General features: G+C 58.3%; 17 protein-coding genes, 1 tRNA gene and 1 pseudogene. 17 read left to right on the top strand and 2 right to left on the bottom strand.

From position 1 onward, the window contains the following. Positions 1–4 precede the first annotated feature (4 nt). From ispH to KJA79_RS02010, 13 genes are all read left to right on the top strand, one after another. Positions 5–967 (top strand): 4-hydroxy-3-methylbut-2-enyl diphosphate reductase, encoded by a 963-nt coding sequence (gene ispH / locus KJA79_RS02070; protein WP_213040335.1) that lies wholly within the window; start codon positions 5–7, stop codon positions 965–967. A 191-nt stretch (positions 968–1,158) separates the two neighbouring features. Continuing rightward, a complete protein-coding gene (smc, locus tag KJA79_RS02065) occupies positions 1,159–4,839 on the top strand; it encodes a chromosome segregation protein SMC (protein WP_213040334.1) in 3,681 nt (1,226 codons plus the stop codon). Between the two features lie 221 nt (positions 4,840–5,060). Then, positions 5,061–7,235, top strand: a complete 2,175-nt coding sequence (gene shc / locus KJA79_RS02060) for a squalene--hopene cyclase (RefSeq protein ID WP_213040333.1) — start codon at positions 5,061–5,063, stop codon at positions 7,233–7,235. 54 nt (positions 7,236–7,289) lie between these two features. Then, entirely contained in the window at positions 7,290–8,045 is a 756-nt protein-coding gene (locus KJA79_RS02055; protein ID WP_213040332.1) for a 5'-methylthioadenosine/S-adenosylhomocysteine nucleosidase family protein, read from the top strand. A 53-nt stretch (positions 8,046–8,098) separates the two neighbouring features. Continuing rightward, complete coding sequence (locus tag KJA79_RS02050; protein WP_213040331.1) at positions 8,099–8,866, top strand: MlaE family ABC transporter permease; 768 nt, start codon at positions 8,099–8,101, stop codon at positions 8,864–8,866. A gap of 83 nt (positions 8,867–8,949) precedes the next feature. Continuing rightward, entirely contained in the window at positions 8,950–9,714 is a 765-nt protein-coding gene (locus KJA79_RS02045; protein WP_213040330.1) for an ABC transporter ATP-binding protein, read from the top strand. Positions 9,715–9,784: 70 nt separating this feature from the next. After that, positions 9,785–10,228: an outer membrane lipid asymmetry maintenance protein MlaD gene (gene mlaD / locus KJA79_RS02040; RefSeq protein ID WP_213040329.1), complete on the top strand. Its 444-nt coding sequence runs from the start codon at positions 9,785–9,787 to the stop codon at positions 10,226–10,228. A gap of 85 nt (positions 10,229–10,313) precedes the next feature. After that, positions 10,314–10,928, top strand: coding sequence for an MlaC/ttg2D family ABC transporter substrate-binding protein (locus KJA79_RS02035; protein ID WP_213040328.1), 615 nt, complete (start codon positions 10,314–10,316; stop codon positions 10,926–10,928). Positions 10,929–10,961: 33 nt separating this feature from the next. Next, the gene (locus KJA79_RS02030; protein WP_213040327.1) at positions 10,962–12,167 is read left to right on the top strand and encodes a BamA/TamA family outer membrane protein; all 1,206 of its coding nucleotides are present in this window, start codon (positions 10,962–10,964) and stop codon (positions 12,165–12,167) included. 37 nt (positions 12,168–12,204) lie between these two features. Next, positions 12,205–13,203, top strand: a complete 999-nt coding sequence (locus KJA79_RS02025; protein ID WP_213040326.1) for a DUF3187 family protein — start codon at positions 12,205–12,207, stop codon at positions 13,201–13,203. 182 nt (positions 13,204–13,385) lie between these two features. Next, positions 13,386–15,329: a 1-deoxy-D-xylulose-5-phosphate synthase gene (gene dxs, locus KJA79_RS02020; RefSeq protein WP_213040325.1), complete on the top strand. Its 1,944-nt coding sequence runs from the start codon at positions 13,386–13,388 to the stop codon at positions 15,327–15,329. 41 nt (positions 15,330–15,370) lie between these two features. Beyond that, positions 15,371–16,582, top strand: a complete 1,212-nt coding sequence (ispG, locus tag KJA79_RS02015) for a flavodoxin-dependent (E)-4-hydroxy-3-methylbut-2-enyl-diphosphate synthase (RefSeq protein WP_281412661.1) — start codon at positions 15,371–15,373, stop codon at positions 16,580–16,582. A gap of 103 nt (positions 16,583–16,685) precedes the next feature. Beyond that, positions 16,686–16,761: transfer RNA gene (locus tag KJA79_RS02010), tRNA-Cys, on the top strand. 167 nt (positions 16,762–16,928) lie between these two features. Here the strand turns inward: KJA79_RS02010 and KJA79_RS23250 are convergent. Together KJA79_RS23250 and KJA79_RS02000 are read right to left on the bottom strand one after the other, a co-directional pair. Next, a pseudogene (locus KJA79_RS23250) lies at positions 16,929–17,555 on the bottom strand (tyrosine-type recombinase/integrase); the annotation flags it as partial. Between the two features lie 331 nt (positions 17,556–17,886). After that, positions 17,887–18,603, bottom strand: coding sequence for a hypothetical protein (locus KJA79_RS02000; protein ID WP_213040323.1), 717 nt, complete (start codon positions 18,601–18,603; stop codon positions 17,887–17,889). Positions 18,604–18,808: 205 nt separating this feature from the next. On the opposite strand from KJA79_RS02000, the gene KJA79_RS01995 reads away from it, so the two are divergent. The 4 genes from KJA79_RS01995 to KJA79_RS01980 all read left to right on the top strand — a co-directional run bounded on the left by KJA79_RS01995 (position 18,809) and on the right by KJA79_RS01980 (position 20,881). Beyond that, positions 18,809–19,018 (top strand): helix-turn-helix transcriptional regulator, encoded by a 210-nt coding sequence (locus KJA79_RS01995; protein WP_213040322.1) that lies wholly within the window; start codon positions 18,809–18,811, stop codon positions 19,016–19,018. Continuing rightward, positions 19,015–19,728, top strand: a complete 714-nt coding sequence (locus tag KJA79_RS01990; protein ID WP_213040321.1) for a hypothetical protein — start codon at positions 19,015–19,017, stop codon at positions 19,726–19,728. Before KJA79_RS01995 ends, KJA79_RS01990 begins: the two co-directional genes overlap by 4 nt. Positions 19,729–19,730: 2 nt before the next feature. After that, complete coding sequence (locus KJA79_RS01985; RefSeq protein ID WP_213040320.1) at positions 19,731–19,982, top strand: hypothetical protein; 252 nt, start codon at positions 19,731–19,733, stop codon at positions 19,980–19,982. Between the two features lie 179 nt (positions 19,983–20,161). Further along, on the top strand, positions 20,162–20,881 hold the full coding sequence (locus KJA79_RS01980) for a response regulator transcription factor (protein ID WP_213040319.1): 720 nt from the start codon (positions 20,162–20,164) through the stop codon (positions 20,879–20,881). The last annotated feature ends 1 nt before the right edge of the window (position 20,882 follow it).

The raw sequence follows: 20,882 nt of genomic DNA, 5'->3' as shown, positions 1-20,882 counted from the left end.
CAAGATGAAGATATATTTGGCCAATCCTCGCGGATTTTGCGCGGGTGTCGACCGCGCGATCGATATCGTCGATCTCTCCCTGAAAAAATACGGCGCGCCGATTTATGTGCGTCATGAGATCGTACATAGCCGTCATGTGGTGAACTCGCTGCGGCAAAAGGGCGCCGTATTCGTGGAGGAGCTGAACGAGGTCCCCGAAGGGTCGGTCGTGATTTTCAGCGCCCACGGTGTGGCGAAGTCGGTGTGGGAGGAGGCGCAGAGCCGCCGCCTGCATGTGATCGACGCGACGTGTCCGTTGGTGATCAAGGTGCATAACGAAGTGAATCGCGACTATACCCAAGGATATGAATTAATTCTGATCGGCCATGCCGGCCATCCGGAAGTCATCGGCACCCTGGGGCAAATTCCGGACAAGTTCCACCTTGTATCATCGGTGCAGGATGTCGAAACGCTGCAGGTAGAGAAGACGCAGAACCTCTCCTATGTCACCCAGACGACCCTGAGTGTGGATGAGTGCCGGGATATCGTCGAGGCCCTGCACCGCCGGTTTCCCAACATCAAGGGGCCGCACCAGGAAGACATTTGTTACGCCACACAAAATCGTCAGAATGCAGTCAAATCCCTCTCGAAGTTGGTCGATGTGATTCTCGTGATCGGGTCGCCGAACAGTTCGAACTCCAACCGCTTGCGGGAGTTGGGCGAACATTGTGGCATTCCGTCCTACCTGATCGATGCCGCATCGGACATCAACCCTGACTGGCTCAAGGATGCGAAGAGTGTCGGCCTGTCGGCCGGTGCCTCCGCCCCCGAAGTGCTGGTGACGGAAGTGGTGGCCTATCTGAAGCGCCTGGGTTCTTCAGAAGAGGTCGAGGAATTGACCGTCATCGAAGAGGATGTGGAGTTTCTGCTTCCGAAAGAACTGGTCACGATCGAGTCTGCCTCGCGCAAAACCGCGTCGGTCAACTAGCCGTCCGCTCAGCTTCCAATTCTCCTACGCAGCAAACCGGCCACTCTTCCATATGTTGGGGGAGTGGCTTCTTTATTCCCCCATATCCAGGGCTTTTTCTTTGCATTGATTCTATCGCTGTGATAGAAGATTTTTCGTTTTTCATCCTCACACTGCATCCCATCTCAACCTTCTTGCTCTGGAGGTCGCCGGTGTATCTGAAGTCCCTGGAAATGCTTGGCTTCAAGTCATTCGCGGAGGCGAAGATCCAATTCCCGAAAGGCATCACGGCTATCGTGGGGCCTAACGGGAGCGGCAAGAGCAACGTCGTGGATTCCATCCTCTGGGTCTTGGGTGAGCAAAGCACCAAGACGCTTCGGAGCGAGAAGATGGAAGACGTCATCTTCAACGGCACGGAACTGCGCAAGCCGTTGGGGTTGGTGGAGGTGTCGCTGGTGATCGGCGGCCTGGGTGAACTGCGATTAGATGCGATTTCCGGTCTGCCGAGTGAATTGAGCGAATATCAAGAACTCATGATTACGCGGCGCCTCTATCGAAACGGCGACAGTGAATATCTCATCAATAAAACGCCGTGCCGGTTGAAGGACATTCGCAATGTGTTGATTGAGACCAGAGCCGGGTCTAAGGGGCACACGGTCATCGAGCAGGGACGGATCGAACAGATTCTTCAGGCCTCGCCGCAGGATCGGCGGGAACTCATCGAGGAAACCGCCGGCATCGTCCGGTACAAGAAGCAGAAGGCCGAAGCGCTTCGCAAACTAGAATCCACCCAGCAAAACCTGCTGCGGGTGCGCGACATTGTGGCGGAAGTGAAGAAGCAGCTGAACTCATTGGAGCGTCAGGCTCGCCAGGCCCGGACCTATCAAACCCTGCAGCAGGAAGCCAAGGGGTTGGAGATCGAACTGCTGTCCCGTGACTATCGCACGATGCACGCCGACTTGGAGGCGGTAGACCGCGAAGCTCGGGACGTAGAAACGCTGGAGGCCGAACAGGTGGCTGAACAGGCCCGTCTGGACTCGGAGCAGGAGGCCATCCGGTTGCGCATGAACGATGCGGCTGAAGCGATCGCGCGAGTGCGGGATACCTTGGCCGGCACCGAACAACGCCAGTCGCAGGCTTTGACGGCCGCAGAGGTCGAGCGAAACCGGACGGAACTCTTCGAGCGGCAACGGGTTCAAGCTGCCCAGGAAATGCAGCGCTTGGCGGCGGATCAGGAACAGGCGCAGGCGGAGATTGAAGAACTGCGGGCGACGCTCCTTCAACTGGAAGGGGATATCGTCGAGCAGGAGGCACAGTTTCAGCAGGCCGACGGCGAGGCCAAGGCGTTAGCCGGGCATCGTGCCGCAGCCGTGGCCGAAGAAGAGCGTGCACGAAAAGACGTCCTCAATCTGGCCGTGCTCGTCGCCAACACCGAGCAGAGTCTCACGCAGGTGACGGCGCGTCAGCAGGAAACCGCCGCCAGGGCTGAGCGTGTCTCGCGCGAACGTGAACAGCTGGTGGCCCAGGTGGCCGGGCTTGACGAGCAGCGCTTGTTACTCGCGGCGCAGCGTGAGGAGGCCTCGCAGCGCATTGAGGGCCTCATGGCGGAGCGTCAGGCAGCCATTGAACGCATCGAAGGGCTGGGGGGACAGATTTCCGGACTCGATCGCGATATCGTTCGCTTGTCCGAAGATGTGGCAGGGGTGGAATCGCGACTCGGCGCGCTCCAAGGCGTCGTCCGTGAGGAAATGGGATATGGCCGCGAAGGGGAAGAAGAAGGGACGGCGCTGAAGACCTGCGAAGGAGTGCGGGAGGCGCTGGCTGAGTGGTTGGAGATTCCCCCTGGTCTGGATCGTGCGGTCGAGACGATTCTCGGAGAGCGGGTGCGTGGGTGGTTGGTCGATGAGCCCGCCGCCGCGAGTCGCGCAGTGGAATTCTTGAAAGGCAAGGACCTTGGTCGCGGGACCTTTATCCCGCAGCAGATTCGATGGGGCGGCGATCAGGCAGCGGGTGATCCCTCGGCGTTCTGGTGGCCGGAGCTGAACGGGAAACCGGGCGTGGTTGGTCGCGCGGTGGATCTGATCCGCGCGCAAGGCGCAACCTCCTCCACCTTGAGTTACCTCTTCGACGGGATTGTCATCGTGGAGTCTGTTGCGGTGGCCTTGGAGCTCTGGAATCAATATCCGTGGGCGGCTCCGACAGGCCCCACCTATGTGACGCTCTCGGGTGAAACGCTCGATGCGGCGGGGGTGATGACAGGCGGCGGGACCAGCACGGGCGGCGGGTTGCTCCAGCGTCGGCGCGAGGTCTTGGAGCTTGAGGCACGTCGGACCGAAGCAGCGCAGGCGCTGGATCTTGCCAGGGTTGCCCGCGAAGAGGCTGCGGCTGCTCTGGGCTTGGGGCGTGAAGACGAACAGCGCCTGGGTCGAGCGATCCGGGAAGCGGAAATGTTGGAATTATCGCTGCAGAAAGACGACGCGGGTGTCGAGCGTCAGCGTGGAGAACTGCATCGGCGACTGGACGTGTTGGGCGACGAACTGCAACGTGGTCTGGCCGAACAGGCGAGGCTTCAAGAGGAATTCTTGTCGAGCCAGTCGCAATTGGCGCAGTGGGTGGGCGAAAAGGCCGGCCAGGAAACAGGCTTGCTCCAGGTGCGGGAGCGGTTGGTGGTGATCGAAAGTCAAAGCCTGGCGATTCAACAGCGATTGACGGAGGTCCGGCTCTCGGTGGAAAGCATGCGTGGGCGGCGGGAGCATGCCACGAACGATGTGGCGCGGTTCACGCAACGGCTCGATGCCGCACAGCGGCGAGTGACCGATCTGGAGGAGCAATTGGCCGGTCTGGCGGAGGCCACGGAGAACAGTCGCGCAGAGCAGACCAGGCAGGAAGCGCTGTGCCGTGAGCTGGGGGCCGAAGTGGATAGCATCAAGGCGGAGTTGATCGCCGCGCAGGAGCAGCAGGCCGAGGAGATGAGTCGCTTGCACGCCGTGGAGGAGGCGCTGACCACGGTCCGGCAGGGGTTGTCGGCTTTGCACGAACGTCGTATGACCGCGGAGGTACGCAAGGCGGAAGTGAAGGCCCATCTATCGACGATTGAAAGCACCTTGTCCGGCACCTATCAGATCGAACCCTCCACCCTGCTCCTACCGGCGGAGGGGCAAGCGACGCCGGAAGGGGAGGCGCCCGCCGCGCCGGTGTCCATGCTGGACACGCCGCAATTGCGGGAACAGATTCAGAAGATCCGGGAGCGCCTGGATCGGATGGGCGCGATTAATCTGGCGGCCATTGATGAGCATCGTGAGTTGGAGGAGCGGTACCAGTTCCTCACGACGCAAGAGCAGGACTTGTCGACCTCCATTGCGTCGCTCAAGGAAATCATCCAGCGCATCAACCGGACGACCAAGGACATGTTCGTGGAGACCTTCAACGAGCTGCAGCAGAAATTCCGGGACGTCTTTGCGCAGTTCTTCCCGGGCGGCCGCGCGGAGTTGCAGCTGGTCGAAGAGCCGTTGGAGGAAGGTGTCGAGGATAACGGGGCCCGCGAGCCCGGTGTGGAAATTGTGGCGCAACCGCCAGGGAAACGGTTGAAGAGCATCACCATGTTGTCCGGCGGAGAGAAAACGCTCACCGCGATGGCGCTGCTGATTGCCAGCTTCCTGATCCGTCCGACTCCCTTTTGCATCCTGGACGAAATCGATGCGCCTTTGGATGAAGAGAACATCGGGCGATTTACGGCGGTGCTCCGCAGCCTGTCCGCGACGGCTCAATTTCTCGTCATCACGCACAACAAGCGAACGATGGCGATGGCGGATTCGCTGTTCGGCGTGACAATGGAAGAACCCGGCGTCTCGACCTTGATCTCCGTCAGGCTCGGTGATCTTCAGCCGGCGTAGGCACGAGGAGGTGCGAGCGGTGTGGATGCCGGCATCGATCCAGGCGCACCTGGGCCACCCGTGTCGGGGGCACTTCTCTTGACTGGTCTGAAACAGTTTGTTATACACAGCTGCTAATGATTACAACTGGTACTATGCGGTTTCATGTGATCTCAGTTTGATAGATGGAACCGTCTCGACTATCGATCCCGCCGTCTTTTTCTGGCTCACGGCATCACGCTATGCAACTTCTGAAAAACTTGTTCAATCGTTTGTCCGATAGCCTGTTGGTATCGGTTCCAAGCCGGATTAGGGCCGCGCGCGATTTCGCCTCCGCACCGGTATTGCGACTGGTTTCGAATAAGCCCGATGCGACCGCGGGTGACAGTGCCGTCAAGCGAGCGCCGTCTCATTCGACTGGTCAGCTGGAAGCGTTGGAAGAAGCACTTCGAAAGAGTCAGGCCTGGTTTCTCGCGAGACAGCATGCCGCTGAAGGGTATTGGGTTGCAGAACTCGAAGCGGATACCACGCTCACATCCGAATATCTGATGTTGCGCCGGTTCATGGACTGTGTGGATCCTGAGCGGGAGCGCAAAGCCATTCGGTATTTGAAGTCCGCGCAGCTGCCGTGCGGCGGGTGGCCCATTTATCACGGGGGGCCGGCTGAGATCAGTGCGTCGGTCAAGGCCTACTTTGCCTTGAAGCTTTCCGGCGTCTCGGCGGACGAACCCTTCATGCAGCAGGCCAGAACCTGCATCCTTGACAAGGGAGGAGTGCCGGCGGCCAACGTGTTCACGAAAATCGCCCTTGCCTTGTTCGGCCAGTACGATTGGCGCGGTGTGCCCAGCATGCCGCCGGAAATCATGCTGTTACCGAAACGGTTCTACTTCAGCATCTACGCCATTTCCTATTGGTCTCGCGCAGTGCTCATTCCGCTCCTGATTATTTTTGCAAAACGGCCGCAGTGCTATGTGCCGCCGGAACAGGGTATCGACGAGTTGTATGCGCAACCGCCCGCGGAGATCGACTACAGCACGGTGCCGCCGTTCAAGAAAGACCGAACCTGGTTTACCGCGAGAAACTTTTTCATCAATCTCGACGCGTTGCTGAAGATCTACGATCGATCGCCGGTCGAGTGGGTCCGTCAGAAGTCGCTCAAGTTCGCGGCTGACTGGATGTTGGATCACATGAAGGGGAGCGGCGGTCTCGGTGCGATTTATCCTGCCATGGCCAATTCCGTCATGGCCCTGCATTGCCTCGGGTACAAACATGATGACCCGCTGGTGGTGAAGGCGATGCGCGAGATCGAGGAGCTCGAAGTGCACGACACCGTGATGGAGAACGGACAAGTGGTGGATGCCATGCATCTGCAGCCCTGCCATTCTCCGATTTGGGATACCGCCTTGCTCATCAATGCATTGGTGGAGGCGGGGATGCCACAGGACCATCCGGCGCTGCAAAAGGCTTCGAGCTGGTTGTTGTCGAAGCAAACGACGACGGTGGGCGATTGGATCATCTCCTCTCCCGGTGCGGAACCTGGAGGATGGTATTTCCAATTCGAGAACGAGCTGTTTCCGGATGTCGACGACTCCGCAGTCGTCTTGATGGCCCTCGCCAAGGTGCGTCTGCCCGATGAAGAGCAACAGCGGGCGGCAATTCGCCGCGGATGCCGCTGGGTCACCGCGATGCAGGGTTCCGACGGTGGCTGGGGCGCCTACGACGTCGACAATAACCGGATCGTCTTTAACTACATCCCCTTCGCCGACCACCGTGCGCTGCTGGATCCCAGCACCGCTGACCTCGCCGGTCGCTGCCTCGAAATGCTCGCGACCTTGGGATATGACTGGACCCATCCGTCGGTGGCGTCGGCGCTCACGTTCGTGAAGAACGATCAGGAGCAGGATGGCAGTTGGTATGGTCGATGGGGTGTGAACTACATCTATGGGACCTGGTCTGTGTTGTCTGGCCTGCGCGCCATCGGCGAAGATCTCTCCTCGCCGTATATTCGCCGGGCGGTCAACTGGGTCGAGTCGAAGCAGAACCCCGACGGCGGATGGGGCGAGTCATGCCTCTCCTATGCGGATGTCGCGGAGAGCGGGCGTGGCGAGAGCACGCCGTCACAAACTGCCTGGGCGCTGTTGGCCCTGATGGCAGGCGGAGTCACTGACTCCTTCAGTCTGGCCAGGGGGATCCATTACCTCATTCGGAATCAGCGGAAGGACGGCTCATGGGAGGAGGTACGCCATACCGGAACCGGGTTCCCGCGCGTGTTCTATCTTCGTTACCATTGGTATTGCCAATACTTCCCCCTCTGGGCGCTGGCCATGTACCGCAACCTCAAGACTCGTGGCATGACGAGGGCCGATGAGTTGCGTCAACTGGCCTATCAATCGGGACAGTTCCGGTCGCCTCGCTGACCGTGGCTGTTCATCGAGTCCACTTCCCCTTGTCATCGTCCCTCGGGAGCAGTTGTGACCGCAATCGGAGTCTTCGTGGCGACCCGATGGGAGTTGAGCGCGGTACGCCAGGCGTTCGCGACGACCGATCTGCACGTCGTCGGGGGCGTACGCTGTCATGTCGCGCGCCAGGCACAGACTGAATGGTGGCTGATTCCCATGGGGGTAGGGCCGCAACGAGCTGCTGTCACCGCCGCCAACGTGCTCGCGACGAGGCGGTTGGACGCGCTCTGGTCGACGGGGTTTGCCTGTGCCTTGGGGCCGGCCAGCATCGGTGATGTCCTGATCGGAACGGGCGTGACGAGGGTCGACGGCGTGACGCCAGGTGAGCCGGTTGCTTGCGCGCCCTCGACGGTCGAGTGGCTGCGCCAGGCCGCCAAGGCCAAGGGCCTGGAGACGCACGATGGCGGGTTTGTGACGGTGCCACGGGTGCTCTGCCGGGCGGAAGAAAAGCGGGAGATGGCCGATCTGGCGGGAGGGGTCGGGCTCGACATGGAGAGTGCGGCGCTCGGGCTGGTGGCGGCGGAACATCGGATTCCCTTCGCGATCGTCCGCACCGTTTCAGATCTGCTCGATGAAAGTCTTCCGCTTGACTTCAATCTGTTTCTCAGGCCATCTGGATGGGCGAAGGGTGTCGCGACCTGTCTGGTACATCCGACGAGTCTGATCGGACTCAGTCGTCTGCGGGTACAGAGTCGCATCGCGGGGCAGCAACTGACCGCCCTGTATCGGGCCTGCGCCGATCGGGCATCGCGCGAAAAGGTCGCCTGACAGCGGCAGGTCCCAGTTCCTGCTCCGGTTCGGAGATGAGAGGAGGGCGTGGCGTGGAAGGCATTGCGCGTATCGGACGATTCACCATCGATCTGACGGAACAGATGGGACGGATGATGCTGTTCGTTCTGTCCTCCTTTGCCTGGTTGACCAGACCGCCGTTCCGGTTCTACCAAATCGTCAAGCAACTGAACTTTATCGGCTACAAGTCCACGTTCGTGGTCGTGCTGACCGCCGTGTTTACCGGCATGGTTCTCGCCCTCCAAGGTTATTACACGTTACGAAAATTCGGTTCGGAGGCGGTGCTCGGGTCTGCCGTGGCGCTCAGTATCATCCGGGAGTTGGGGCCCGTGCTTGCGGCGCTGATGGTGACCGCTCGGGCCGGGTCGGCCATGACAGCTGAAATCGGCATCATGCGCATCACCGAACAGATCGATGCGTTGGATACGATGGCGGTCAACCCGCTGCAATATTTGATCGCTCCCAAACTCGTGGCCAGTGTGATTGCCGTGCCGCTGCTGGTCGCGTTGTTCGATGTGGTCGGTATCTACGGCGGGTACGTCGTCGGCGTGCAACTGCTGAACGGCAACGAGGGCGCCTATTGGAGCTCGATCGAATCGGCCGTCGAGTGGAAGGATGTGTACGGCGGCATCCTCAAATCCATCAGCTTCGGGCTGTTGATCAGTTGGGTCTGTTGTTACAAGGGGTTTCATACCAAACACAGTGCCGAAGGGCTAGGCACCGCAACCACGGAAGCCGTGGTGTTGTCGGCCGTGCTGATTCTGGTGTGGGACTACTTCCTGACGTCAGTGCTGTTATAGAGCTGTGAGTCATCAGCCTTTCGCATTCAGCGTGTGAATGCGAACTGATTCCTGACAGCTGATGGCATCTTTTGCTGGGTCACATGATTAAGCTGGTCGGCGTCGAAAAAACATTGGGGAAGCAGGCGGTGCTGCGCGGCGTGGATTTGACCATTCCCACGGGCAAGCTGACGACGATCATCGGACGGAGCGGTGAAGGCAAGAGTGTGTTGTTGAAACACATCATCGGTCTGATGCAGCCCGATCGCGGCGAAGTCTGGATCGACGGGACGGACATTGCCCGTCTAAAAGGGCAGGCGCTCAACGAGGTCCGGAAAAAGTTCGCGATGTTGTTTCAAGGCGCGGCGCTCTTCGATTCGTTGACCGTCTTCGAAAACGTCGCGTTCCCGCTGCGGGAAAAACTGAGGTTGAAGGGCGATACGGTTACCAGGCGGGTGGAGGAAAAGCTCGAGCAAGTCGGTCTCAAGGGCATGGGGCACAAATTCCCCGCAGAGTTGAGCGGAGGTATGCGCAAACGTGCCGGCTTGGCTCGCGCACTGGTGATGGAGCCGGAAATCATCCTGTTCGACGAGCCGACGACGGGGCTCGATCCGCTCATGGCCAAGGCCATCCACGATCTCATCGTAGCCATGCAGCAACAGTTTGGATTCACGGCCGTGATGGTCAGCCACGAAATCCCCGAGATCTTCGGCATTTCCGATTACGTGGCGATGTTGAAGAACGGACGTATTGCTGAGATGGCTCCCTCGAGCGAATTTGTGAAGACGACGGACGAGGAGATTCGCGAGTTTATTTTTGTCGGCGGCACCGTCACGGCGAAGGGACTACCGACGGCACCCCGTTCTTGAGGCGGTTGTCGAGGGCGCCCGTCATGCCGCGGTTGGGCTGTACGCGGGCAAGGGGCTGAGAGGAGAGGATATGGAACGTGCAAAGCTCGAACTGATGGTCGGCATCTTCGTGCTCGTCGGGATTGCCTGCCTGGGGTACCTGTCCATCAAGCTGGGGAAGCTGGAGGTGATCGGCGGGCACAATTATCCGGTCGAGGCGGAATTTACCTCCGCGTCGGGACTCAAGCCCGGCGCCTCGGTGGAAATCGCCGGGGTGGAAGTCGGGCGCGTACGGCACATCGGTCTGAACAGCGACCGCGCCGTGGTGGCGTTAGCCATTCAAGACGGCGTCAAGCTGTATTCCGATACGATCGCCTCGATTAAGACACGCGGGATCATCGGCGACAAGTACCTCTCGCTCTCGGTCGGCGGCGGCGGTGATGTACTGAAGCCAGGCGAGAAGATTCGTGACACCGAGTCCGGGCTTGATCTCGAAGAATTGGTTAGCCAGTATGTACATGGGAAGGTCAACTAGCCTGATCGGCACGGGGAGCAGCGCAGGGAGGCGCGTACCAGGCCGGCGGGGTAACGGGGTCACCACTCACAGGAGAGGTGTTGGGATGCACGTAAGTCGATGGATGATCATGGCGGGGGTGTTGGCGCTGTCTTTCTGCCTGGGCGGGTTGTCACCCGCTCTGGCCGGACCCGCGACGGAGTCGGTCCGGGGGACGATCGATGAGGTGTTGAAAATCCTGAACGATAAGGAATTGAAAGCTCCGGCCAAGCAGGAAGATCGTCGGCAGCGGCTGGAGAAGGTCGTGGCGGCGCGATTCGATTACTCCGAAATGTCGCGGCGCTCGTTGGGCGCGCAGTGGAATCAGTTGTCGGACAAGGACAAGCAGGAGTTTGTGGATCTGTTCCGCACGCTCTTGACGAATACCTATGCCGATCGAGTCGAAACCTACTCCGGCGAAGGGGTGCAATACCTCAACGAGCGGACGGAGAAGGAATATGCGGAGGTGCGCACCAAGGTCTTGTCCGGCAAAACCGAAATCCCCATGGACTACCGGTTGATGAACAAGAGCAATGACTGGCATGTGTACGATGTGGTGGTCGATGGCGTCAGTCTGGTGAATAACTATCGCGGGCAGTTTTCGAAGATCCTGCACACTTCCTCGTACTCCGACCTCGTCGACCAGCTCCGCAAGAAATCTGAAAAGATCAAAGCTCCGTAGTTCCCGTAGGGGACGATTGTTCCGGCGAGCGCCATGCAGCGACATTATTTTTCGTCGATCCCTCTTGTCCTGGCGCTGGCCGGACTCCTCACCCTCATTCTGCCGGTTCCCCTGCGCGCCGATACGCAAATTTTTCCGGTGCCGTCGGTGTCCACCAGCAAGAACGACGGGAACGACGCCGGTTTGATTGCGCCGATTTTGATTTCCGATCCCGATGGCGAATTGAAGTACCTCATGGCGCCGATGCTGATTCAGAATTCGATCGTCGGTAGCCGGGCGGTGTTTAACCTGTTCAAGTACGATCCGGGCGGCCGCCAGATGAAGCTGATCGCCTCGCTGACCGAGAAGATCGAGCGCAAAGTGCTGTTCGATTATGTCGATCCGGCCTTTGGAAACGGACAATACTTCCTGAACTTCGGCGGCACGTTCTTCAAAAACGCGACCTCCCGGTTCTTTGGCTTGGGCCAATCGACCGTGCAGGCGGATGAATCCAATTACACGGCGCGGGAAGCGCGTGCCTACTGGCGGCTTGGTCTCTATGCGAACGAGGTGACCCAGATTTCGGTCGGGCAGCGGGTTCGGCAAGTGCAACTCCAGCGCGGCGCCACCGACCTGCCCTTCTCCGTCGAGCAATTTCCCACGGTGGATGGCATTCAAGGCGAGTCCATTATCGTCGGGCATCGCGCATCATTTTATTACGACACCCGCGACAGCCTGATTACGCCCACGGACGGCATGTCCGTCATGGCCTATGCGGAGCTGAATCAAAATGTCAAAAACGGCGACCATCCCGTCTATTCACGATATGAACTGGAGATCAAGAAACTGTTTCCCAGTGAATCCAAGCGTGCCATTCTCGTGGTGCGGGCCGATCTGCAGGCCACGATCGGTTCCCAAGTGCCGTTCTTCGAGCAGTCATCGCTGGGGGGGCAGAACAATCTGCGCGGATTCGGGATGGATCGGTATATCGACAAACACCTGATCTCGCTGAGTATCGAAGAACGGATTCACGTCTTGCGTACGAAGGTCGCGGGCGTGACTGCGGATTTTGAGCTGGCGCCCTTTTTAGACACGGGACAGGTGTTCAACTCCTTTAAAGATGTGAGCTTTCAAGATTACCGGATGACGCCGGGCGTCGGTTTTCGAGCGATCGTGCGCCCCAACGTGGTCGGTCGTCTGGATTATGGATACAGCCGCGAAGGCGGGGCGATTTTTGCGGGGTTGGATTTTCCCTATTAGGCGTATCGTCGCAGTGAGTGAACGGCCAGGGTTACTCATGCGGAAGATCAGCTGTCTGTTCGGGATGCTCATATCGTGCGTCAGTCTACCGTTGACGGTCGGGGCGGAGGGGTTTGGTCCGTTTCCGGTCAGAAACTTTCAGGCGTTGGACCAACTGGTACTGGCGATGCCGGGTGAGCGGGCCGCGGTCTTGAAGAAGGGGGATTTCGACGTCCGGCTCGAAGTCGCCAACACGGCCTCGATTGCTCGCGACCAGGAAGAGCAGGCCGATGCGACGATGAAGTTCGAGACCGTCCGGGCCGGGTTGTTCCTACGGTATGGCCTGACCGACCGGTTGGAGATCGGTGCGGAAATTCCAGGCTATCATCGACATCGTGGCTTCATGGAGGAGCCGATTCTCGGGGTGGAGCGGGGGACGACCGGGATGGCCCCCGCCCGCAAGGCGTTGAGGGAAACAGCCTATGCCTTCAACATCACCAACGGCGGTCGAACTCTGTTTCAGGGAGCCAAGGGCGCGACGGGGCTGGGCGATATCTCATTCTACGGAAAATATCAGCTATTGAAAGAGACCTCGACCCTTCCGGCCCTGTCGTTTCGCGTGGGAGTCAAAGCTCCGACCGGCGAGACGGACCAAGTGTTCGGCAGCGGGCACCCGGATGCCGGCATCGGCCTCGCGTTGGACAAGACCCTTGCGACCCATTGGATTCTATATGCCAACCTGAACGGGGTGTTTCCGACAGGGCAGATCGCCGGCCTCGACCTCCAGCCGGTCATGAGTGGATTGGTGGCCGTGGAATATCTCTGGACGGACAATTTTTCCATCACCGCACAGTTCGATTATTATTCGCCGCCCTTTCACGGCACGGGGACCAGGGTCTTGGACAAGGGCGTGACCGAATCGGTCATCGGCGTCAGTTGCCGGATCCTGCCCAGTCTGCTCTGGCAGGTGTACGGGGTCGAGAATTTGGATTTCATTACAGGGAGCGCGGCCGACTTTACGATCGCGACCCTGTTCACCTATCGGATGCGGTCGTAGACGTGAGTGCGGAGGCCGAAGACAGAGCAGCGGAATCTTGACATGTGCGGTGCCATATGTGAGGATGAGGCGATTTGTACACAACTGCTTTCGCTGCTTCGCCAGACCTTCTCAACACGACTATTCTCCATCGATATGAATACGTGCGTCCAATTGTCATGCTCTGACAAGGAGATTGTGCAATGTCTCTTTTAAAAAATATCCACAGTCCCGCTGATTTGAAGCGCCTGTCCCCTGAACAGTTTCCGGAACTATGCCAAGAGATTCGTGAGCAAATCCTCGCGGTGGTTTCGAATGTCGGGGGGCATCTGGCCTCCAATCTCGGTGTCGTGGAGTTGACGGTCGCCTTGCAATATCTCCTGGATACGCCGAACGATAAAATCGTCTGGGATACCAGTAATCAAGCCTATACCCACAAACTCCTGACCGGACGCCGGGAACAGTTCCACACGTTGCGGCAGTACGGTGGATTGAGCGGGTTCTGCAAGCGCGAAGAAAGTGCATACGATACCTTTAATGCCGGGCATGCCGGCACCGGTGTCTCGGCTGCCTTTGGAATGGTAGAAGCGCGCGAGCAACGGGGCGAGAAGCACAAGGTGGTTTGCGTCGTCGGCGACGGGGCGATGACTGCGGGGATGACTCTCGAGGGGTTGCACCACGCGGGTGGGACGAACAAGGACTTTCTTGTCGTGCTGAACGACAATCAAATGTCGATTTCCCGCAACGTCGGAGCCATTTCCGCCTACCTGAACCGGACCTTCACCGGAGAATTCTACGCGCGGATGCGTGAGGAAACCGGACAGCTGCTGCGCAAAATTCCCCACATCGGTCTGGAAGTGCAAAAGATCGCTCGTCGAGCCGAGGAATTGGCCAAAGGCGCCATTCTTCCCGGACTGTTGTTTGAGGAATTAGGCTTCCAATATGCCGGACCGATCGATGGGCACAACTTCGAGCATCTGCTACCGACGTTAGAAAACGTGCTGAAAATGAAGGGCCCGGTCCTGCTGCACGTGATCACGAAAAAAGGCTTGGGGTATCAAGCCGCCATGGACAACCCCGTCTGGTTCCATGCCTGCCCGCCGTTCGTGCGTGAAACGGGCGTGCCGGCGAAGAAAGCCGTGCGTCCCAGTTACACCAGCATGGCCGTCGATGCCCTGATCAAAGTGGCGCATCAAGACAAGCGAGTGGTCGCCATCACCGCCGCCATGTGTGAGGGCACCGGTCTGAATGCCTTTGAGAAGGAGTTTCCTGAGCGGATTTATGACGTGGGTATCGCTGAGCAGCATGCGGTGACCTTCGCGGCCGGTATGGCCGCGCAGGGGATGAAGCCGGTGGTGGCCCTGTATTCCACATTCTTGCAACGGGCCTACGATCAGGTCGTGCACGATGTGGCCACCCAGAACTTGCCGGTGACCTTCTGCATCGACCGTGGTGGACTCGTGGCCGAGGACGGCACGACCCACCATGGCGCATTCGATTTCGCGTTCCTGCGGCATGTGCCGAACATGGTCGTCGCCGCCCCCAAAGACGAGAACGAATTGCAGCATCTGATCAAGACCTGTGTGAGTTACGATGGTCCTGCTTCGGTTCGGTACGCGCGCGGCGTGAGCCTTGGGGTGCCGATGGATCCTGAGCCCACCACCCTGCCGATCGGCAAGGGCGAGCTGCTGCGGGAAGGGACGGATGTGGCGATCGTCGCGATCGGCGTCACCGTCTGGCCGGCCATGAAGGCCGCCGAGCGGTTGGCCCAGGAAGGCATTTCTGCCGCCGTAGTCAACGCCCGGTTTGCGAAGCCACTGGATACCGAACTCATCCTCAAGACGGCGAAGAACGTGCGATGCCTCGTGACGGTGGAAGAAGGCTGCAAGATGGGCGGATTCGGGTCCGCCGTCTTGGAAACCCTGTCCGAAGCCGGACTCTTGTTGCGCACCAAGGTGCTCGGGTTGCCCGATTGGTACATCGAGCAGGGGCCGCAGGACCTGTTGCGCGAACGGTATGGCCTGACCGCCGACGGGATCTATAACAGCGTCAAGGCCTTGTTTGGAGCCGGTGTGGTGGCTGACGACGCCGCTCGCCTCGCCTCGCTCGTGGGTAGCTTGCCGCACGGCGATGAGCAGGGGAGTTAAGGAAAATAAGAAATATAAAATAGAACGTCAAACGTACAAGCCTGAGAAGCTCAATGCATATCACCAGAAAAAAGACGCGGCAGATCACGGCGGGGTCGGTGAAGATCGGCGGAGATGCGCCGATTTCGGTCCAATCGATGTGCTCCACGGATACGCGCGACGTGAAGGCGACCGTGGAGCAGATTCGGCAGTTGGAAACCGCCGGGTGCGAGCTCATTCGCGTCGCGGTTCCAGACGAAGAGGCGGCGAATGCGCTACCGAAGATCAAAGCCGCGATGACCGTGCCGTTGATTGCCGACATTCACTTCGACCATCGCCTGGCTCTCAAGGCGGCCGAAGTTGTCGATTGCGTCCGTATCAACCCCGGCAACATCGGGGCCTGGTGGAAAGTGCAGGAGGTGATCAAGGCCGTCAACGAGCGGGGCATTCCCCTGCGCGTGGGCGTCAATGGCGGCTCGCTCGAACGCCCGCTGTTGGATAAGTATGGCTGGCCTTCGCCGGAAGCCCTGTCCGAATCAGCCTTGAACGCCGTGCATGCGCTCGAAGACGAAGGCTTCACCAACATGAAGGTGTCGCTCAAAGCTTCCGACGTGCACCACGCAATCGACGCGTACTACCTGTTTTCCACCCAGTCCAATTACCCGCTGCACATCGGTATTACGGAAGCTGGCACCGCCATGACCGGCGCGGTCAAATCCGCGATCGGCCTCGGTTGGCTGCTCTCGCAAGGCATCGGCGACACATTACGCGTCTCGCTCGCTGCTGATCCGGTGGAAGAGGTCAAAGTCGGCTTTGAAATCCTCAAGTCGTTGGAGTTGCGTCATCGCGGCATCAACGTCATCGCCTGCCCGACCTGTGGGCGGGTCGAAATCGACGTGGTGCGCATGGCCAACGAGTTGGAAAAGAAACTGGGCCATATCAAAACTCCCCTGAATGTCTCGGTGCTTGGTTGCGTCGTGAACGGCATCGGCGAAGGCAAGGAAGCCGACATCGGCATTGCCGGCGGCGAAGGCAAAGGTATTCTCTTCAAGAAAGGGAAGCTGATGCGTAAGGTGCCCATGGACGAACTCATGGACACGCTGATTCACGAAGTCGAGCAGCTGGCCAAGGAAAAGGAGGCCGAAGCGTCCGGCGTCGCGCTGAACGGATCGTCGGATGAGCAAGCAGAGGCGGGTTGGGAATTGATGGGGCACGCGCCTGATGAGCAGTCCACCATTGTCCGCGACATTCCGGTGCTTCCGAGCAAGCCCTAGTCAGGACTCCTCCGATTGCCGGCTGTCTTGTTGAAGTTTCCTCTGTTTCCCCGTTCTTCGCGGTTGAGTTCCTGAGGCTCCCCCTTCTATAATCACGACCCGTGGCGCCGTACCCAAGTGGCTAAGGGAGCAGTCTGCAAAACTGCGATGCGGCGGTTCGAACCCGCCCGGCGCCTCCAACCATTCCTGTAAATATCTCAGAGGGTTCGGTGATTCTGGCCGGACCCTGTTCAACCTGCTGATTATCGCTACTCCCGGTTTTACTCCCGGTTCCACTCGCACTTTTCGCGGCAATTGCCCCCAAACTCGCTCGATTCACTGCTGTGCGTAGGTGAGCCGGGGAGAGATGCGCATAGCGCATGGTCATCGTGATCGTGGAATGGCCCATCAATTCTTGGACGGTCCGGATATCGACTCCTGCCATCACAGCCCGAGAGGCAAAGGTATGCCGTAAGGTGTGCCAGGTGACTCCTTCGATTTTTGCCCGTTTCAAGGCAGGTTCGTAGATCTTCACCACAAAGTTGCGCCCCTGCATCGGTTGTGCGGAGGTGAGAGGACTCGGAAAAAGAAAGGGGCTGTGCATCCAAGAAGTGAGACCCTTGACGATTTCTAGCGCAGCATCCGTGAGAATAACGTGGCGAGTCTTGCCGGATTTACTCAGTGGGATGGTCAGGATGCCCTGTTCGGAGTTCAGGCAGTCCCAGCGCGAATGAAACTGTTCGGTGAGGCGTAACCCTGTTTCGAGAGCGAAGGCCACGATCAACCAGTGCTCCGGAGGCAAGGTATCCCGGAGGCTGGAGATTTCCTTATCACTCAGGAAGCGAAGCCGCCCGGCAGGCTCGGAAAAGAACTTCACGCCTTTGATGGGATTGGCCGAAAGCAGACCATCGGCAATCGCCAAGTTCAGGATGCGTCGTAAGGCTCCAAAGTAGCGATTAATCGTTCGGGCGGTGCGGGTGCCCTTGTGTTTCATTTTGGCTTGGATATGCCGTAAGTCGTCGGCGGTAATCTCGGTCAAAAGCTTCCGCCCTAGGAGCTTCGACCAGAACTTTCCATAGCGATGCACATTCCGAAGACCTGGTGAGGTCACGCCTTCCAGATACCGCGCAATCCAAGCCCGGAGGGTCAACTCTTTGGAGACGGCATACTTCTCGGGGAAGTAACGGTTCTCGCGAGCTTCGGACCGCAACCGACCGTACAGCGTCTTGGCTTGGCTCTTGGAGTCCGCCCGGAACCATTTCTCCCGGCCATTCACATACAGGCGAACCCACCAACCGCCTTGCTTAAACACTATTCCACGGTCCTTACCGTTTGGTCTTGCCATCGGGGCCTCCCTTTCGACCTTTCCTGGCTAAATCGGCCTTTGTGCTATCCGTATCTCCGGAGGCTTTGTGTTTCTTGGGTAGATGTTTCTCTCTCCATTTCCGAGTGGCTACTCGCGTCTGGCATCGAGGACCGCAGTAGGTTTGATCAAACCGAATAGCGAGGTAAATCCGTTGGCATTCCGGGCAACGGCGAATTCGCCCGGAATAGTCGACCAATAAATGGGCGAACCGATATTCAAACTCCTTCACTTTTCGCTTTGTGGCAACAAACACACTCCCTTTGCGTTCATGGTCCGCGCCCGGCAACGTGACAATGATCGTGAATTGGGGAAACGTGAAGGCAGCCACGGCCTTTGTCCATAAGTTCTTTAAGCTGCGGAGGACCATGGTTTGAATCTCCTTGGCCTCTGTGCGGCTTGGAATAGTGCCACGAAACTTCTCTCCTGGGATAGATTGGACGCTCCATCCTCCTTCCGTCGCGATTTCTTCCCCATGGCGAATCGCAACGTCATCGACAAAGCTGGCCACCTCGAAAGCCAGAACCATCCATTCACTTGGGGTGAGAGCCTCGAGGTCGGTTTGGATAAACTTCAAGAGCCAGCCGACCTCGCCGTCTGCTGTAGTCAGAATCCGTTCTCTAGCCTTCTTCATCTCGCCGTAGAACTGCTCATAGATTGCGGCACGGTCTATGTTCATCTGACCTCTCCTTCTGTAGCTGGCTTCGGCAGCTTCATCACTCCATCCCATTTCCTAAGAAAAAACTGGAGGTGAACGAGCCACTTTCGGACTGAAAACTCTTGGGAAGTGTACCTCGTCAATGGTAATGCGTGTCAAGACACGTTATGCATCACGTATACAAGGCATAACACCAATGATTCGCTCATTACCAAGGAGGTGCCCGATGGTCCCGAGTACAAAATTGATCACCATTCGAGAAGCGGCCGAACGCTTAGGACTCAAAGAAAGCACGATCAGGAAATACATCCTGAAACGGCAGATTGCCTATGTGAAGCCGTCCGTGCGTGCCGTGCGGATTCCCATTGAGGAATTGGAACGGATTCTCGCTGCCGGTCTTCGTCCTGCCATTCCTCAAGCGGAGGCTGCCCGATGAGCCGCTGGAAGGAGTTCCGGCGGGAGCCCGTCGCCGGGGAATGGACGAGGAAACAGAAACGAGGCTACCACCGGGTGCGGTCGCTCTTGTGGTTCTGGGAATGCCACCAGTTCCAAGTCCTCTGGGTGACGCTCTCCACGGCAGAAGGCGGGGATGCGGAAAAGCTGACCTATCACCACAAGCAGCTGCGCCAGCGGATTGAACGCCAGCTGGGATTTCAGGGCTTGGAGTATTACCAGGTCCGGACGGAAGAGGGGCATGGCGTGCTTCATATCTTCTGGGCCTGGCGGGTGCCGGATGGGGAACGTGCGCGTCGGTTCTGGGTCTCCCAGGAATGGCTCTCGTCCCAGTGGCAAGCTCTCCACGGGGCTCCGGTGGTCTGGATCAAGGCCTATCAGCCCAGTCATCGGTCCCGCAATCGACTCAGCCGGTACGTCATCAGCCAATATGTCCAGGATCAATGCGGCTACGTGAATATGTGCTGGTCCTGGAAGCGCTCCCTCGGGTTCCCAATTAGCCGACTGTGGGAAGAGATGCGGCACCAATGGTCCACCCGGAACGCCTATCGCCGGATCAGAGGCGAGATTGAGATCCCGCGGATCGTGTTCATCAAGACCTGGGAGGATCTGCTCTCGGGCCATCCCATTTGGTTCAGCGGCACGATTTTGCAACTGGTGCTTGGGAAGGGACTCGTCTATCAGGAGGTGTGAGGATGATCTGGCATCGATGTGATCTGAAGCTGCCGAGTCTCTTTGGGCCGGCCTGTTGCGGACGGGAAGCGACCACCTATGACCGGGCGCGCAAAGCTTGGCTCTGTCCTGAGCATACGAAGGAACGGCTCTGTGAGTTCTGCCAATTTGAACGGTCGTGGGTGCGGTTTTATTATAGGGAGCATGACGTCACATGCGAAATCTGGCTCTGTATCGACTGTGCGGGGCTGACCACTCGTAGTCTCGCTTCTTAAAATTCTCGGCTACCGACACATGGAATATTCGCGCGATTAAACCAGGCCTTGGCATTGAAAGCGGACATTTCCTCAGCATGCCCGGCTTTCTTCGGTTCGGTCTATAAACTATGGCTGTGATGAATTTGTGACGGACGCTATGCTAAAGGCATTCCTGCTGCCTCGAATATATGGTTTTCATGGCTAAACAAATTCTTGTCGTAGAAGACGACTTAGATATTGGTCGGCTCTTGGAGATGCACCTGACCGACACCGCATATGCCGTAGAGATCGCCAAAACCGGAGAGGATGGTCTTCAATGTGTGCTCTCGAAGAGATATGACCTTATTATTCTTGACGTGATGCTGCCTGGCATCGACGGGTTAGAGATATGTCGGCAGCTTCGATCGCTCCCCACCTATACACCCATCCTCATGTTGACTGCGAAATCCTCAGAAATAGACAGGGTCCTTGGGCTGGAAGTTGGTGCTGACGACTATGTTACTAAACCATTTAGTGTTCGAGAACTGCTCGCACGTGTAAAGGCCCTCTTCCGCCGTTCTGAAGCATTTAGAGATAAGACGCAGGACGTTCAGAAAACTATCCGCGCAAAGGGCCTCTTCATCGATGTTGAAAAACGGAAGGTCACAGTGAGAGGCAGCTTGAGGGATCTCACGGCCAAAGAGTTCGATTTGCTCCTGCAGTTTGCATCCCATCCAGGCAGAGTTTATACGCGCAGTCAGCTTCTCGATTCGGTCTGGGGCTACGGTCACGACGGCTATGAACACACGGTAAATTCCCATATCAACAGATTGCGCGCCAAGATTGAAAAGGATTCGGCCAAGCCCGACTTTATTCTGACTGTGTGGGGCGTCGGATACAAATTCTGTGAACTAGAAGGATCCGGCTTAAAGGACTGAC

This window comes from Nitrospira defluvii (genome assembly GCF_905220995.1).
Classification (GTDB): domain Bacteria; phylum Nitrospirota; class Nitrospiria; order Nitrospirales; family Nitrospiraceae; genus Nitrospira_A; species Nitrospira_A defluvii_C.
The sequence above is the reverse complement of the archived record's forward strand: the minus strand, read 5'-3'. Positions and strand labels throughout refer to the sequence as shown.